The sequence below is a fragment of the Pseudomonas sp. PDM05 genome, assembly GCF_014851685.1.
Classification (GTDB): domain Bacteria; phylum Pseudomonadota; class Gammaproteobacteria; order Pseudomonadales; family Pseudomonadaceae; genus Aquipseudomonas.
In genome coordinates, this window is sequence record NZ_JACVAC010000004.1 from 363,437 (window position 1) to 378,193 (window position 14,757).

14 protein-coding genes are annotated in these 14,757 nt (G+C 62.5%); 1 reads left to right on the forward strand and 13 read right to left on the reverse strand.

What is annotated here, in order from left to right:
• Nucleotides 1-18 precede the first annotated feature (18 nt).
• From IB241_RS11450 to IB241_RS11460, 3 genes are read right to left on the reverse strand one after another with little or no spacing between them, the layout of a single operon-like run.
• Nucleotides 19-3,078, reverse strand: coding sequence for an efflux RND transporter permease subunit (locus IB241_RS11450; protein WP_192298492.1), 3,060 nt, complete (start codon nucleotides 3,076-3,078; stop codon nucleotides 19-21).
• Nucleotides 3,075-4,145: an efflux RND transporter periplasmic adaptor subunit gene (locus IB241_RS11455; RefSeq protein ID WP_192298493.1), complete on the reverse strand. Its 1,071-nt coding sequence runs from the start codon at nucleotides 4,143-4,145 to the stop codon at nucleotides 3,075-3,077. Before IB241_RS11455 ends, IB241_RS11450 begins: the two co-directional genes overlap by 4 nt.
• The gene (locus IB241_RS11460) at nucleotides 4,142-5,224 is read right to left on the reverse strand and encodes an efflux RND transporter periplasmic adaptor subunit (protein WP_192298494.1); all 1,083 of its coding nucleotides are present in this window, start codon (nucleotides 5,222-5,224) and stop codon (nucleotides 4,142-4,144) included. The genes IB241_RS11455 and IB241_RS11460 overlap by 4 nt, the downstream gene beginning before the upstream one ends.
• A 121-nt stretch (nucleotides 5,225-5,345) precedes the next feature.
• On the opposite strand from IB241_RS11460, the gene IB241_RS11465 reads away from it, so the two are divergent.
• Nucleotides 5,346-6,506, forward strand: a complete 1,161-nt coding sequence (locus tag IB241_RS11465; RefSeq protein WP_192298495.1) for an AAA family ATPase — start codon at nucleotides 5,346-5,348, stop codon at nucleotides 6,504-6,506.
• 134 nt (nucleotides 6,507-6,640) lie between these two features.
• Here the strand turns inward: IB241_RS11465 and IB241_RS11470 are convergent, their stop codons facing one another.
• From IB241_RS11470 to IB241_RS11515, 10 genes are all read right to left on the reverse strand, one after another.
• On the reverse strand, nucleotides 6,641-7,495 hold the full coding sequence (locus tag IB241_RS11470) for a transporter substrate-binding domain-containing protein (protein WP_192298496.1): 855 nt from the start codon (nucleotides 7,493-7,495) through the stop codon (nucleotides 6,641-6,643).
• Nucleotides 7,492-8,268 carry an amino acid ABC transporter ATP-binding protein gene (locus IB241_RS11475; protein ID WP_192298497.1) on the reverse strand — a complete coding sequence of 259 codons (777 nt, stop codon included), beginning with the start codon at nucleotides 8,266-8,268 and terminating at the stop codon, nucleotides 7,492-7,494. The genes IB241_RS11470 and IB241_RS11475 overlap by 4 nt, the downstream gene beginning before the upstream one ends.
• Nucleotides 8,265-8,924 (reverse strand): amino acid ABC transporter permease, encoded by a 660-nt coding sequence (locus IB241_RS11480; protein ID WP_192298498.1) that lies wholly within the window; start codon nucleotides 8,922-8,924, stop codon nucleotides 8,265-8,267. Before IB241_RS11480 ends, IB241_RS11475 begins: the two co-directional genes overlap by 4 nt.
• The gene (locus IB241_RS11485; protein WP_065941074.1) at nucleotides 8,905-9,570 is read right to left on the reverse strand and encodes an amino acid ABC transporter permease; all 666 of its coding nucleotides are present in this window, start codon (nucleotides 9,568-9,570) and stop codon (nucleotides 8,905-8,907) included. The genes IB241_RS11480 and IB241_RS11485 overlap by 20 nt, the downstream gene beginning before the upstream one ends.
• Nucleotides 9,571-9,856: 286 nt before the next feature.
• Complete coding sequence (locus IB241_RS11490) at nucleotides 9,857-10,639, reverse strand: MetQ/NlpA family ABC transporter substrate-binding protein (protein WP_192298499.1); 783 nt, start codon at nucleotides 10,637-10,639, stop codon at nucleotides 9,857-9,859.
• Between the two features lie 144 nt (nucleotides 10,640-10,783).
• Nucleotides 10,784-11,704: a sigma 54-interacting transcriptional regulator gene (locus IB241_RS11495; RefSeq protein ID WP_192298500.1), complete on the reverse strand. Its 921-nt coding sequence runs from the start codon at nucleotides 11,702-11,704 to the stop codon at nucleotides 10,784-10,786.
• A 49-nt stretch (nucleotides 11,705-11,753) separates the two neighbouring features.
• Nucleotides 11,754-12,335 (reverse strand): alpha/beta hydrolase, encoded by a 582-nt coding sequence (locus IB241_RS11500; RefSeq protein ID WP_192298501.1) that lies wholly within the window; start codon nucleotides 12,333-12,335, stop codon nucleotides 11,754-11,756.
• A 316-nt stretch (nucleotides 12,336-12,651) separates the two neighbouring features.
• Nucleotides 12,652-13,053: an ExbD/TolR family protein gene (locus tag IB241_RS11505; RefSeq protein ID WP_124526239.1), complete on the reverse strand. Its 402-nt coding sequence runs from the start codon at nucleotides 13,051-13,053 to the stop codon at nucleotides 12,652-12,654.
• 1 nt (nucleotide 13,054) lies between these two features.
• The gene (locus tag IB241_RS11510; protein ID WP_192298605.1) at nucleotides 13,055-13,777 is read right to left on the reverse strand and encodes a MotA/TolQ/ExbB proton channel family protein; all 723 of its coding nucleotides are present in this window, start codon (nucleotides 13,775-13,777) and stop codon (nucleotides 13,055-13,057) included.
• A gap of 51 nt (nucleotides 13,778-13,828) precedes the next feature.
• Nucleotides 13,829-14,641 carry an energy transducer TonB gene (locus tag IB241_RS11515; RefSeq protein WP_192298502.1) on the reverse strand — a complete coding sequence of 271 codons (813 nt, stop codon included), beginning with the start codon at nucleotides 14,639-14,641 and terminating at the stop codon, nucleotides 13,829-13,831.
• Nucleotides 14,642-14,757: the final 116 nt, after the last annotated feature.

Consider the following 14,757-nt stretch of genomic DNA (forward strand, 5'->3'; position numbering starts at 1 on the left):
CTCCCACATTTTTTGACCTTATTCGGCCTGTTGCTCCTGTTTCGGCTCGCGGATCTTGTACCAGGCCACATACAGCGCCGGCAGGAACAACAGGGTCAACAACGTGGCAATGATGATTCCGCCAATCATCGCGTAGGCCATCGGCCCCCAGAACACTTCGCGGGCGATGGGGATCATGCCCAGGCTCGCCGCCGCCGCCGTCAGCAGGATCGGTCGACGCCGATGTTCGGTGGCCTCCACCACCGCATCCCACGGGGTAAAACCCGCCTGCTCATATTCATCGATCTGCGTCACCAGGATCACCGAGTTGCGGATGATGATGCCGATCAGCGCGAGGATGCCGAGGATCGCCACAAACCCCATCGGCGTGCCCGTGGGGATCAGCGCCAACACCACGCCGATCAGCCCCAGTGGCGCGACGCTCGCCACCAGGAACATCTTCTGCACGCTGTGCAACTGGATCATCAGGAACGTCGCCATCAGGAACAACATCAACGGCACCACGCTGGCAATCGGGCCTTGGGCCTTGCCGCTTTCTTCCACGGTGCCGCCGGTGGCGACCTTGTAGCCCACCGGCAAACCGGCGCTGAATTTTTCGATGGTCGGCGCCAGCTGTTTGACCAAGTCGGTGGGCTGCATCTCATCGCGCACCGAGGCCTTGATGGTGATGGTCGGCTTACGGTCGCGGCGCCACACCAGCGGTTGCTCCAGCTCATAGCGCACGGTGGCGAACGCCAAAAGCGGGATCGAGGTGCCGTTGGGCGTGACGATCTGCAGGTTCTGCAAGGTTTCCGGCGTACCGCGTTCGGCGTCTTCGGCGCGGCCGACCACATTGATCAGGTAGATGTCGTCGTGCACCTGGGTCACGGATGCGCCACTGACCACGCTGTTCATCAGTTGCGCGACGTCTTCCGAAGAAAACCCCAACTGCCGCGCCTTGTCCTGGGCGATGTCCACCCGCAGCACTTTGCCCGGCTCGTTCCAGTCGTAAATGATCTCACCCAGGTGCGTATTTTTGTCCAGTAAGGTCGCCAGTTCGATCGCATGTTTACGTACCTGGTCGGTGTCTTTGCCCGACACCCGATACTGAATCGGCCGCCCCACCGGCGGGCCCATTTCCAGCGGCTGCACAAAGCTGCCGATACCGACGAAGTCGTCGCGCAGGCGCTTTTGCAGACGCGCGATCAGGGCGCCGCGCTCTTCCAGGCCTTTGCTCACGATCACCAACTGCGCGTAGTAGGGGTTCTCCAGTTGCTGGTCCAGCGGCAGGTAGAAACGGATCGCGCCCTGGCCGATATAGGTGCTCCAGCGAGCAATGTCCGGGTCGTCCTTGATGATCGCCTCAAGACGGTCCACGGCGCGGCGCGTCTCATTGATCGAGGCGTTTTGCGGCAGGTTGAGGTCAACCAGGATCTCCGGGCGGTCCGACGACGGAAAGAACTGGTTCTGCACAAATTGCATGGAAAACACCGACGCCACGAACAACGCCACGGTGATGCCGATAGCCCACCAGCGGTTGCGCATGGCCCACAGCATGCCGCCGTTGAACGCGCGGCCAATCCGCCCCGGCTCGGCATCGTGGGGTTTCACTTTGGCGCTGAGGATATGCACGCCAATCACCGGCGCAAACAGCACCGCCACCACCCAGGACACCAGCATCGCCACGGCAATCACCGCGAACAGGGTGAAGGTGTACTCGCCCGCCGAGCTGGCGTTGAGGCCGATCGGCACGAAACCGGCGACCGTCACCAAGGTGCCGGTGAGCATCGGAAACGCCGTCGACGTGTAGGCGTAAGTCGCCGCCTGTTCCTTGGTTTCGCCTTTTTCCAGGCGCGTGATCATCATCTCCACGGTGATCATCGCGTCGTCCACCAACAGCCCGAGGGCGATGATCAACGCGCCCAACGACACACGCTGCATGGTGATGCCGCTGTATTCCATGAACACGAACACCAGCGCCAACACCAACGGAATCGAGCACGCCACCACCAGCCCGGCGCGCAGGCCGAGGCTGATAAAACTCACCACCAGCACGATGATCACCGCTTCGAACAACGCGCTGGTGAAGCCGCCGACAGCCTCCTCCACCACTTCGGCCTGGTCAGACACCTTGTGCACGCCGACGCCCACCGGCAGGTCGGCGGTCAGCTCATCCATGCGCCCGTGCAGGGCCGCGCCGAACGCCTGGATATTGCCGCCCTTCTGCATGGCGATGGCCAGGCCGATTGCCGGTTGGCCGTTGAACCGGAACAGCGGCCGCGCCGGGTCGACGTAGCCACGGCTGATCTCGGCGATGTCCGCCAGCCGGTAAAAACGATCGTTGAGCCGCAGATTGACGTCGGCCAGGTCCTTCTCCGAGGCGAACTGCCCCGAAGTGCGCACGGAAATCCGCTCCGGCCCGGCCTCGATCACCCCGGCCGGAGTCACGGCGTTCTGCGATTGCAGGCTCTGCACCACCTGGCGCTGATCGATGCCCAGTGCGGCGAGTTTGCGCGTGGAGAAGTTCAGGTAAATCACTTCATCCTGCTGGCCGATCATCTCGACCTTGCCCAACCCCGGCACCGAACGGATCTCGGCGCGCACCTGCTCGACGTAGTCGCGCAACTGGCGCATCGACAGGCCGTCGCCGGTAAACGCGTAGACCGAGCCAAACACATCACCGAACTCGTCGTTGAACGACGGCCCCTGCAAACCCTGGGGAAAGGTGCCGCGAATGTCGTCGATCTTCTTGCGCACCTGGTACCAGATTTCCGGGATGGCCTTGGCGCTGGTGGTGTCCTTCAAGAAGACGAACACCGTGGACTCGCCCGGCCGCGTGTAGCTTTTCACGTAATCGAGGGAGTCGAGTTCCTCGAGTTTTTTCTCGATGCGGTCGGTGACCTGCTTGAGGGTTTCTTCCTGGGTCGCGCCCGGCCAGCGGGTCTGGATCACCATGGTCTTGATGGTGAAGGAAGGGTCTTCCTCGCGGCCCAGGTTCATGTAGGAGAACACGCCCATTAGCAGCGCGACGAACATCAGGTACCAGACGAAGGACTGATGCTTGAGCGCCCAGTCGGATAAGTTGAAGCTGCCTTTCATCGCGGGCTGTCCTCGTCGATTTTGACTTTCTGCCCGGGTTTCAGGCTGTTCACGCCGGCGGTGACGATACGTTCACCGGGCTGTACGCCGCCGTTGAGCACGGCGCTGCTGGCGTCACGGCTGATGACGCTGACCTCACGCGGCTGCACGGTCTGGTTCTGGGTGTCGAGCAGCCAGATGCGGCTCTTGCCGTCGACTTGCTGCAAGGCGCTCAGGGGCAGTTCGATACGCGGCGCGATGGCGCTGCTCAAGGTCACGCTGATCGCTGTGCCGAGGCGGAACGCGGGCGGCGTCTCGGCCAGGCTCAGGCGCGCGCGACGGGTGCGGGTGGCGCTTTGGGCCTGGGGTTCGATCTCGCGCACGATGGCAGTGGTGTTGACGCTCGGGTCCAGTTGCCCGGCAACCAGGAACACCACGTCATGGGGCAGCCGCTCGGCGAGGCCTGCGGGCAGGTCGATCACCGCTTCCTTGATGTCCGGGCGCGCCAGGGTCACCACTTGCTGGCCAGCACTGACCACCTGGCCGGCCTCGGCGCTCCAGGCGGTGACGATGCCACCGTGGTCGGTGCGCAACTCGGCGTAGTTGAGCTGGTCCTTGGCCTGGTTGACGGCGGCCTGGGCTTGATCGAGGGAGGCCTGGGTGGTTTTCAGGTCGGTCTGGGCGATGTCCAGCTGGGCCTGGGCGCCGACGCCACGGTTGAACAGTTCCTGCTGGCGCCGTGCGTTGGCCTGGGCGTTGATGTATTGCGCCTGCACGCGCGCCAGGTCGCCTTGGGCGGCGCGCAGTTGGTTTTGCTGGTCGGTGGGGTCGAGGACGGCGAGCAAGGCGCCCTTCTCCACCTCTGCGCCGACATCCACGGCACGCCGGGCAATACGGCCGGGCACGCGGAACCCCAGGTTGCTTTCATAGCGGGCCTGGATGGTGCCGGCGAAGCGGCCGAGGGTTTCCTGGTCTTCGGCTTTCACTTCCATGGACAGCACCGGGCGCACGGGCTCGGGCGCAGGTTCCTGCTTGGAGCACGCCGCCAGCAACAGGCTGGCGGCGAGTATGGCCGTCAGGTGCTTCATGGCTGGGCTCCTTGCTGGGCGATCTCGACGAGCATGCCGGGGTGCAGCAGTTGCCCACCGGCCACCACGACTTTTTCGCCGCCCTTGAGGCCGTCGCCGATGATGACTTTGCCGGTGAGATACCGCGCCACGCTGACCTTGTGCAACTGCGCCTTGCCGTCGCCGTCGACCAACCAAACAGCCGGTTCGTTGAGGTCTTTGGTCAGGGCTGACCAGGGCAACTCGATGCTGGGCCTGGCCGGGCCACTGGCGGTGGCGCTGACCACCGAGCCGAGTTGCATGCCCTTGGGCAGCGCCTCCAGGGCAATCTTCACCTGAACGGTGCCGGTGTTGGCGGCCACGGCCGGGGTGACTTCGCGGACTTTGCCTTGGGCCTTGATGCTGGGGTTTTCCAACAGGCTGACAGTGATCGGCGCATCCGGCGGCGGCTCCATCAGCAGCGATTCATACACGTTGAACACCGCATCGCGTTCGCCGTCGCGGGCCAGGCTGAAGATCGGCACGGTGGCCTGCACCACTTGGCCGACTTCGGCCTGACGCGCAGTGATCACGCCCGGCGCCTCAGCGATCAACGCGGTGTAGCCCAGTTGTTCGCGGGCGTTGGCCAATTGGGCTTGCGCGGCGGCCAGGGCGCTTTGGCTGCTGCGCAGCGCGGCCTGGGCGGCGTCGTATTCGCTGCGGCTGGTGTAGCCCTTGGGCAGCAGCTTTTCCTGGCGCACAAAGGCGGCGGCAGTCTGCTTGACACGCGCCTGCTCGGCCACGACCTGGGCCTGGGCGGAATCAACGTTGGTCTGCAAATCCTTGGGATCGAGCTTGGCCAGCACCTGCTTGGCGCTGACGCGGTCACCCACGTCGACCATGCGCTGGATGATCTTGCCGCCGACGCGGAACGACAGGTCGGTTTGCACACGGGCCTGGATGTCGCCGGTGAGGGTGACCGCTGCGGCGAAATCCGCCGGTTGCACGGTTTGGACAAAGACCCGTGAATGCTGTTTGGGCTCGGCCTTTTCCTCACCGCAACCGCTTAACAGCGTCAGTAGACCAAGTCCGAAAATACAGGTGCAAATACGACCGCCCATGCAGGCTCCTTTGCGTGATGCGATAAACCAGATGTGTATGCGACTGTGAGCTTAGTTGAGGGTTCCTAAACTGCATGCAGGCTCCCATACTCCAGCGGTTCCCCCCATTGATTGAAGACCCATGCTCAAGACCCTCGCGGTGGCCAATTACCGCTCGATCAATAAATTGGTGGTGCCCCTCGCCCGCTTGAACCTGGTGACCGGCCCCAATGGCAGCGGCAAGTCCAACTTGTACCGCGCCCTGCGCCTGCTGGCAGAAACCGCCCAGGGCGGAGTGATCAATGCGCTGGCCCGTGAGGGCGGGCTGGATTCGACCTTCTGGGCCGGGCCGGAAACCCTCAGCCGCCGCATGAAAAGCGGCGAGGTGCCGGTTGAGTCCACGGTGCGCCAAGGCGTCAAACGCCTGCGCCTGGGCTTTGCCGGCGAAGATTTCAGCTACGCCATCTCCCTCGGCCTGCCGGAAAAGACCCTGTCGTTTTTCGCCCTTGATCCGCAAGTGAAGAAAGAATGCATCTGGGCCGGCCCCATCTACCGCCCGGCCAGCCTGCTGGTGCAGCGTTCCGGGCCGATGGTACGCGCCCGCGACGGTCGCCAATGGGACGTACTGGCCCAGCACACCCCGAACTACCACAGCCTGTTCGATCAGGTCGGCAGCCTGCGCGGCTCGCCGGAGGTGTTGCTGCTGCGCGAAAACATTCGCGGCTGGCGCTTTTATGATCACTTTCGCAGCGACGCCGACGCGCCGGTGCGCCAACCGCAACTGGGCACCCGCACGCCGGTGTTGCACCATGACGGGCGCGACCTGGCGGCGGCGTTGCAGACCATTCGCGAGATAGGCGACCCAGAGGCGTTGCAGCAGGCGGTCAGCGACGCCTTCCCCGGTGCGCGCCTGAATATCCAACCGTTGCAGGGCGGGCGCTTTGCGATCGAGTTCTATCAGGAAGGCTTGCTGCGGCCATTGTCGGCGGCGGAGCTGTCGGACGGCACCTTGCGTTACCTGCTGCTGATCGCGGCGCTGCTGACTCCACGGCCGCCAACCATGATGGTGCTGAACGAGCCCGAGACCAGCTTGCACCCGGACCTGCTGCCGGCGTTGGCGCGCTTGATTATCCAGGCGTCCGAGCACTGCCAGGTGTGGGTGGTGTCCCATGCCAGCCGGTTGATTGCGGCGTTGCAGCAGGATGCGGGGTGCAATTCGATTGTGTTGGAGAAGGTGTTGGGGGAGACGCGGATTGTCGGGCAGGGGATGTTGGATGCGCCGGCTTGGCATTGGCCGGAGTAAGTTGTGACTGGGAGGGCCTCTTCGCGAGCAAGCCCGCTCCCACATTTGACCGAGTTCTTCCTTTGGAATGCGGGAAAATGTGGGAGCGGGCTTGCTCGCGAAAGCGGTAGTTCAGTCACCACAAAAGCAAAGGATCAACCCTGCCACTTGCCCCCTTCAACAATCACGCTCTCAGGCTTGGTGTCATCGCTCAGCTCTTTACGCACATATTGGTCATACAGCTTGAGCAGGAACTTCTCCTCACCCAACTTCGCCAACTCGGCATTCACCCAGTCACGCAGCTCAACGTTGCCCTTCTTCACCGCCGGCGCAATCGGCGCTTCATCGCCGAGCTTCTCTTCCAGCACGCGGTAACCCGGGTTCTGCTTGGCCCAGCTGAACAGCACCAGGTTGTCTTGCGCATAAGCGTCACCACGACCCGCCGACAACGCTTGCAGCGACTCGGAGTTTTTCTCGAACTTGAGCAGTTTCCAGTCCGGGTGGTTCTTGGTCAGCCAGATGTCGGCGGTGGTGCCGGTGGTCACGATGGTGGTGCGGGTCGCCAGGTCATCCAGGCTTTTCACCGCGCTGTCGTTGGGCACCAGGGCCTGTACCGCGACTTTCAGGTTGGGGTTGGTGAAGTCCACCGCTTCCTTGCGCTCCGGCGTCACGGTCATGTTGGCGAGGATCAGGTCGACCTTGTCGCTTTGCAGGAACGGAATGCGGCTGGCCGGCTCGACCGCGACGAATTCCACCTTGTTTTCATCGCCCAGCAGATCCTTGGCGAATTGGCGGCCGATGTCGGTATCGAAGCCAACGTAGCGCCCGGCTTCGTTGACGAAGCCGAACGGCGGCTTGTCGGTGAACACGCCGACGATCAGCTTGTCGCGCGCCTTGATCTTGTCGATGTAGCTCGTGGCAGCGGCGACGGGTTTGGCCGGCTCTTCGGCCTTTTTATCGCAGCCGGCCAGTACGGCGACGGCCAACAGTGGCAGCAGTAGTTTTTTCATAGCAGCTCCAGTTCCTTGGTTTTCTTGGGCAGTGTTGAGACAAAGGAGAACTTCTCCAGGAACTGCTGCGCGCGTGCGGTTTGCGGGTTCGTAAAGAATTCTTCGGGGGTGTTGTGTTCGAGGATGCGCCCGGCCTCCATAAACACCACGCGGTCGGCGACGGCGCGGGCGAAGGCCATTTCGTGGGTGACGATCAGCAGGGTCATGCCATCGCGGGCCAGGCCCTGGATCACTTCCAACACTTCCTTGACCATTTCCGGGTCGAGGGCAGCGGTGACTTCGTCAAACAGCATGACTTGCGGGTTCATGCACAACGAACGGACGATGGCGATGCGTTGCTGCTGGCCGCCGGAGAGCTGGCGCGGGAAGGCGTCGCGCTTGTCGGCCAGGCCGACGCGTTCGAGGAGTTTTTCGGCTTGCTCGCGGGCTTCGCGGGGGTCACGTTTTTGCACTTTCAGCGGGCCGAGCAGGATGTTGTCGAGCACGCTCATATGCGGGAACAGGTGGTAACTCTGGAACACCATGCCGATGTCCTGGCGCACCTGGCGCCAGTCGGTGCTTGTGTCCAACAGCTCGTTGCCGGCAAAACGCAGGCTACCGCTGTGGGCCACTTCCAGCCCGTTCAGGCAGCGCAGCAAGGTGCTTTTGCCGCAGCCGCTGGGGCCGAGGATCACCACTACTTCGCCGCTGCGCACACGCAAGTCGATGCCCTTGAGCACCTGCGTTTCGCCGAAGAATTTGTTGAAACCCTGAAACTCGATCAATGCGCTCATGCTTGGGCCCAGCGCCGTTCCAGCACCTTGGAGGCGGCCGACAACGGGTAGCAGATAAAGAAGAAAAACAGGAACAGCACGCCGTAAATCAACACGGATTCGTAGGTGCGTTCGATGATTTGCTGACCGACCTTGATCACGTCCACCACGCCGATCAGCACCGCCAGGGAGCTGGTCTTGATGATGCGCGTGTAGACGTTGATGGTCGGCGGCGTCATGCGCTTGAGCGCCTGGGGCAGCAGCACGTAGCCGTACAGCTGCGGACCGGACAGGCCAATCGACAAGCCCGCCTCTCGCTGGCCACGGGGCAGCGAATGCAACGCGCCGCGCACCACTTCGCCGACTTCACTGGCCCCCCACAACGACAGCACCAGCACCGCACACCAGAAGCTCGGAATGCTCAGGCCGAAGAAAATCGGCAGGCCGAAAAACAGCAGGTACAGCCACACCAGCACCGGGATCGCGCGAAACAGCTCCAGGTACACCCGCAACACCGCGTTGAGCAGGCGGTTGTTCAAGCTGCGCAACACGCCATACACCACGCCGCCGACGGTGCTGAAGGCGATGCTCAAGAAGGAAATCGACAGGGTTTGCGCAGCGCCCTTGCCCAGTTGCGGCAACGACACCCACAGCAACTCAAGACCCGAACTGGCCATGCTGGAGCCTCCTTTCCAGGCGGCTGAGCAGCAGCGACAGCGGCAAGAACAGCAACACGCAGATCAGCGTCAGCACGGCGAGCATCTCGTAGGTCTTGTAGTAGAGCGCGATGTAGCTTTTGGTGGTGTAGAGAATCTCCGGCACCGCCACGGCAGACACCACGGTGGTCTCCTTGAGCAGGAAGATGAAATTGGCGAACAGCGCCGGCAGGCTGAGAATGCCGGCCTGGGGCAGGATCACGTGGCGCAGCAGTTGCCAGTCGGACAGGCCGATGGACTTGCCCGACTCGATCTGCGCCAGCGGCACCGCTTCCACCCCGGCGCGCAGTACTTCGGTGAGGTAGGCGCCGCCGAGGAACGTCATGGTGATGATCGCCGCCCAGAACCCGGAGATATTCAAGCCCAGGGCCGGCAGCGCGAAGTAGACGAAAAACAGTTGGATCAGCAGCGGCGTGTTGCGCGCCAGCTCCACGTACAGCGCCACCAGGCGCGACAGGTAGGGCGTGCGAAACACCAGCAGCGCAGCGTTGATCAGCGCCACCAGCAGCGAGGTGGCAATGGCGATCAGGCCGACTTGCAGCGTCACCCCGACGGCGTTGAGAAACGCCGGCAGGGTGCTGAGGATAAACGCGAAATCGAAGGTCATCGGAAGTCCAAAACGCCACAGGGGTAATGCGGCGTGCGCGGTTCGAGCCGGCGTGGGTAACGCCGGGTAGCGCAGACTTTAAAGGTATAAAAAAGAAATTTTAAATACCCAAATAGCATATTCATATCACGCAAAAAGCTAACCCTTGCAAACCTACACAAATCTCCTGTGGGAGCTGGCTTGCCTGCTCCCACAGGTTTGATTGCATTCCAAATTTCAGGCAATAAAAAACGCCGACGCTGTAGGAGCCGTCGGCGTTGAAACCTTGAAGGGGTTTTGGGCTACATCAGAACGCAGGCACTACCGCGCCGTTGTACTTCTTCTCGATGAAAGCTTTGACTTCCGGGCTGGTCAGGGCCTTGGAGAGCTTCTGGATCGCGTCGCTGTCCTTGTTGTCCGGGCGAGCCACCAGGAAGTTCACGTACGGCGACTTGGCGTCTTCGATGATCAGCGCGTCCTTGGCCGGGTTCAGACCCGCTTCCAGGGCGTAGTTGGTGTTGATCAGGTCCAGGTCAACCTGGTCCAGCACGCGTGGCAGCAGGGCCGATTCCAGCTCCTTGAATTTCAGGTGCTTGGGGTTGTCCTTGATGTCTTTTGGCGTAGACAAGGCATTGGTCGGGTCTTTCAGGGTGATCACGCCGGCTTTCTGCAGCAGCAACAGGGCGCGGCCGCTGTTGGAGCCTTCGTTCGGGATGGCCACGGTAGCGCCATCTTTGAGCTCGGAAATGTTTTTGATCTTTTTCGAATAACCGCCGAAGGGTTCAACGTGCACACCAACCACGGTGACCAGGTTGGTGCCCTTGCCCTTGTTGAAGTTTTCCAGGTACGGCAGGGTCTGGAAGTAGTTGGCGTCCAGGCGCTTCTCGGCGACCTGTACGTTGGGTTGTACGTAGTCAGTGAAGACTTTGATTTCCAGGTCCACGCCTTCTTTGGCCAGGGTTGGCTTGACCAGTTCGAGGATCTCGGCGTGCGGGATCGGGGTGGCAGCAACCACCAGCTTCTCGTTGGCCTGGGCGAAGCTTGCAGTCAGGGCAGCCGTCAGTGCGGTAAACAACAGAACCTTTTTCATGCAGTGTCCTTAATTCCGGGGCGTCGGTGACGGCCGCTTGTTATGTGGTGTGCCAGCGATGTGCTATCGCGGCGTGAAGCGGACAATACCTAGATTTTTTATTCCCGAACAATATCTTTTATTCACGTTGATATTCCATTTTGTTCATGTAGCTGCTTTTTGAGATAGAAAGTTGCGCAAGCTTTCCCGTTCAGCGGCGCTGGCGTTATTGAAAATCCGCTGCACCTGCTCAAGGGGCGAACCGGCCACGGGCAGATTCAAATGCTCGGGCAAGATCTCGTCGCCACTGCTTACCAGCAAGGCAAAGTGAATGACGTTTTCCAGCTCGCGGGTATTGCCCGGCCAACTGTGTTGTTCCAGCACCTGCTGGGCCGCATCGCTGATCAGCGGCACCGGCAGGTCCAGGCGCTGACTGTAGATGCCGAGAAAATATTCGGCCAGGGACAGGATGTCGCCAACCCGCTCGCGCAGTGCTGGCAACTCCAGCTGGCCTTCGCTCAGGTAATGGAACAGGCGCTCATTGAACTTGCCCGCCGCCACGGCCTGGGCCAGGTCGATGCTGGTGGCGGCAACCAGGCGCACATCCACCGGGCTTGGCTGATGGGCGCCGACGCGGGTGACTTCGTGGTTTTCCAGGGCGGCGAGCAATTTGACCTGGATCGGCAGCGGCAAGTCGCCGATCTCGTCCAGGTACAAGGTGCCGCCGTTGGCCGAACCGAACCAGCCGGCCCGGCTGCTGGCCGCGCCGCTGTGGGCACCGGCGGCGTAGCCGAACAGCTCGGCGTCGGCGTAGGTCGGGCTGATCGCACCGCAGTTGACCGACACAAACAAGCCGCCGCGATCGCTGCCACGGTGGATATGCCGCGCCAGCAACTCTTTACCGCTGCCGGTCTCGCCGCGAATCAACACCGGCAGGGCGCGGGGCGCGAGGCTTTCGAGGTCTTCGCGCAACTGGCGCGAGCGTGGGTCGACAAACACCAGCGCCTTGGCGCGGATGCTCAACGGGCTTTTATCGGCGTCGGGAAAGGTCAGCAATGGCTGGCCGTAGGTTTCATGCAGACTCATGGCAGGCTCCCGCCCCAGATCCACTCAGGGACGGGGCGTTGAAAAGTGTTCAGGCACTGCGCCGGGCGTGGTGCTCGAGGCGGCTTTGCAGGCGATAGAGGTAGGCGAAGCCCTGTTCCCAGCGCTGGTGGCCGGACTTCACGTTGATATGCCCGGCACCCGCGAGGATGCCGGCTTCGGCGCCCCAGTGACGCGCCAGCTCCAGGGCCCGCGGGGCGCTGACGGCGGCGTCGTTGTCGGAGCTGACCACTTGGCTCGGAAACGGCAGCAGGTCAGTGGGAATCGGTGCGAAATTACGCAAGGCAGGCGAGCAGGCAGGCCGTTCGACATCGGCCGGGGCCACCAGCAAGGCACCCCGCACCTGGCGCAAGAACTGCACCGGGGCAGTCGCAGCCCAATGCGCCACGGTGATGCACCCCAGGCTATGGGCGATCAGGATCACCGGCGTGCTGTCGGCGGCGATGGCCTCGGCCAGCGCGGCCACCCAGTCTTCACGGCGCGGGGTCAGCCAGTCGGCCTGTTCCACGCGTGCACTGTTGGGCAGGCTGTTCTGCCAATGACTTTGCCAATGATCTTCTGGCGATCCTTGCCAGCCCGGCACGATCAGATAACGAATCGACTCGCTGTGCATGGGTGTGCCCTCCTGCAGCGTTTAACGTTGTAGGACAGTATAGGGACGAGGTTTATATTCGTTAAGGAATAAGAAGCTATTTATTAATAACCAAAAACTTAAACCCAATAAAGATCCAAATGTGGGAGCGGGCTTGCTCGCGAATGCGGTGGGTCAGCGATGAAGATGCCGACTGGTACACCGCATTCGCGAGCAAGCCCGCTCCCACAGGGGCCCTCATTCCAGGCTGGCGTTTGTGTTGCTGGTTAAATTCCAGGCAAAAAAAAGGCCGCACCCTGCCAAGGAGACGGCCAAAAACTTGTCGAGGCTTTTGCAATCAACGGGCGGTAATCACCGACAACTTGGTAATGCCCGCACGTTCGATCGACGCCATGGCTCGCGCCACTTCGCCGTAGTTCACACCATCGTCAGCCTGCAGTTGCACCCGCACATCGGGGTCCTTGGCTTTCGCCGCCTGCAGGTTGAATTCCAGCAGGTCCGGCTGGATTTCGTCCTTGTTGATAAACACTTTGCCGGCGCCGTCGATGCTCACCACCAGCGGGTCCTTCTGCTCCACCGGGGCCACGGCCTCGGTCTTGGGCAGGTTGATCGGGATCGCGTTGGTCAACAGCGGCGCGGTGACGATAAACACCACCAGCAGCACCAGCATCACGTCCACCAGCGGCGTGACGTTGATCTCGCTCAGTACCTCATCACTGTCTTGCGTGGAGAAGGCCATCTCAGGACGCCTCCTTCACTTTCTGCGGGTTGCCGGCCGCGGTTTTGTTCAGGGTCGGGTGCAGCAGCACGCGGAACGAATTTTTCTGCGCCAGGCTGTAGAAGTCGTGGGCAAAGTCGTCGAGGTCCGCAGCCGTCAGCTTGAGACGGCGCAGGAAGTAGTTGTAGACCAGCACCGCCGGTACGGCGACGGCGATACCTACACCCGTGGCCACCAGTGCGGCACCAATCGGGCCGGCCACGGTTTCGAGGCTGGCGGAACCGGCGGCACTGATGCCCTTGAGCGCTTCCATGATGCCCCACACGGTGCCGAACAGGCCGATGAACGGCGAGGTGCTGCCGATACTGGCGACCACGGCCAGGCCGGTCTCCAGGGAACGGCGTTCACGCACGATCTGTTGGCGCAGGGCGCGTTCGAGGCGGTCCTGGTGGTTGATGGCCTGGCTCAGGTCGGCAGCGTGTGGCGTCTCGCCCACCTGGATCGCGGCGTAACCGGCCTGGGCCACACGGGCTGCGGCGCCGGGTTGGGTTTCTGCCAGCTCGGCGGCCGAGTCGAGGCTCGACGCCGCCCAGAACTGTTTATGGAACTTGCGATCCTGCGCCTTGAGGCGACCGAACTGCACGCCCTTGAGCAGGGCCAGGCCCCAGGTGGCGACCGAAAAAACCACCAGCAGCCAGATCACCGCGCTTTCGATGGATTCAAGTGGAGATGCTAATGCCATGATGTCTTCCCTCTGTGCAGGTCGCGGCGTGTGCAACACACCGCAGCCGAATAGTTAGTGAATCTTGAAATCGATCGGGACGCTGACCCAGCCGTTCTGGGCGACGTCGCCCTGCTTGGCCGGTACGAAGCTCCAACGCTTCACCGCAGCCAGCGCGGCGTCGTCGAGTTGCTGGCGACCGCTGCTCTTCTGGATCTGGATCTCACCCGGCTTGCCACTGGCCAGCACCTGCACCCGCAGCAACACCGTGCCTTCCCAGCCACGGCGCTGGGCCAGTGACGGGTATTCGGGCGCCGGGTTCTTCAAATACGCGGCGTTGGCCGAAGCGGGCGTTACCGGCGCCGGTGCCGGTGGCGCGGGCGGTGCGGGCGGTGCCGGGGTCGGGGGTGCGGGCGGCGGCTCGACCGGTTTGGGGGCGGGCTCAGGCTTGGGCACCGGCTTCGGCACGGGCTTGGGTTTTGGAATCGGCTTTTTCGGCGCCGGCTTGGCGGCCAACTCATCCACCACGGGCGGCGGTGGCTCAACCACGGGCGGCGGCGGTGGTGGCGGCACAGGCGGTGGCGGTTCGACCACCGGCGGCGCCGGCTGGGAAAATTCGATGGTCATCGGCGGAATTTCCGGCGGCACGATCGGCAGCACCGGTGTCGGCTTCTGCGCCACCCAGTAGATCACCGCAGCGTGCAGGGCCAGCACCAGCAAACCCAGCAGAATGCCTTCGCGACGGCTGGAGAAACGCTTGGGGGTTTGCTGCGTGCGCAGTTGCCCCAGCGGCGCGCGATGCGGCCGGCCAAGGTCGACCAACTCACCACCCGGTGCCTGGCGCCATTGCGCCTCGTGTGCACTGGCGGCGGTCTGGACATTGCCCATGGATTCACTCCCTACGGTTTTCAAACAAAAAACCGACGGGCCTGCGTTGGAAGGCCGTCGAGGACTGAATCATCGGGGCCAGACGCTTATCTCTTAAAGTAATCTTTAAAGTTATA

Bases quoted from the DNA above. Each gene is read 5' to 3' on its own strand.
- IB241_RS11470 (WP_192298496.1), bottom strand. From the start codon at position 7,495: ATGAAAAAACTACTGCTGCCACTGTTGGCCGTCGCCGTACTGGCCGGC.
- IB241_RS11465 (WP_192298495.1), top strand. From the start codon at position 5,346: ATGCTCAAGACCCTCGCGGTGGCCAATTACCGCTCGATCAATAAATTG.
- IB241_RS11495 (WP_192298500.1), bottom strand. From the start codon at position 11,704: ATGAGTCTGCATGAAACCTACGGCCAGCCATTGCTGACCTTTCCCGAC.
- IB241_RS11485 (WP_065941074.1), bottom strand. From the start codon at position 9,570: ATGACCTTCGATTTCGCGTTTATCCTCAGCACCCTGCCGGCGTTTCTC.
- IB241_RS11475 (WP_192298497.1), bottom strand. From the start codon at position 8,268: ATGAGCGCATTGATCGAGTTTCAGGGTTTCAACAAATTCTTCGGCGAA.
- IB241_RS11480 (WP_192298498.1), bottom strand. From the start codon at position 8,924: ATGGCCAGTTCGGGTCTTGAGTTGCTGTGGGTGTCGTTGCCGCAACTG.
- IB241_RS11515 (WP_192298502.1), bottom strand. From the start codon at position 14,641: ATGGGCAATGTCCAGACCGCCGCCAGTGCACACGAGGCGCAATGGCGC.
- IB241_RS11460 (WP_192298494.1), bottom strand. From the start codon at position 5,224: ATGGGCGGTCGTATTTGCACCTGTATTTTCGGACTTGGTCTACTGACG.
- IB241_RS11505 (WP_124526239.1), bottom strand. From the start codon at position 13,053: ATGGCCTTCTCCACGCAAGACAGTGATGAGGTACTGAGCGAGATCAAC.
- IB241_RS11490 (WP_192298499.1), bottom strand. From the start codon at position 10,639: ATGAAAAAGGTTCTGTTGTTTACCGCACTGACGGCTGCCCTGACTGCA.
- IB241_RS11450 (WP_192298492.1), bottom strand. From the start codon at position 3,078: ATGAAAGGCAGCTTCAACTTATCCGACTGGGCGCTCAAGCATCAGTCC.
- IB241_RS11455 (WP_192298493.1), bottom strand. From the start codon at position 4,145: ATGAAGCACCTGACGGCCATACTCGCCGCCAGCCTGTTGCTGGCGGCG.
- IB241_RS11500 (WP_192298501.1), bottom strand. From the start codon at position 12,335: ATGCACAGCGAGTCGATTCGTTATCTGATCGTGCCGGGCTGGCAAGGA.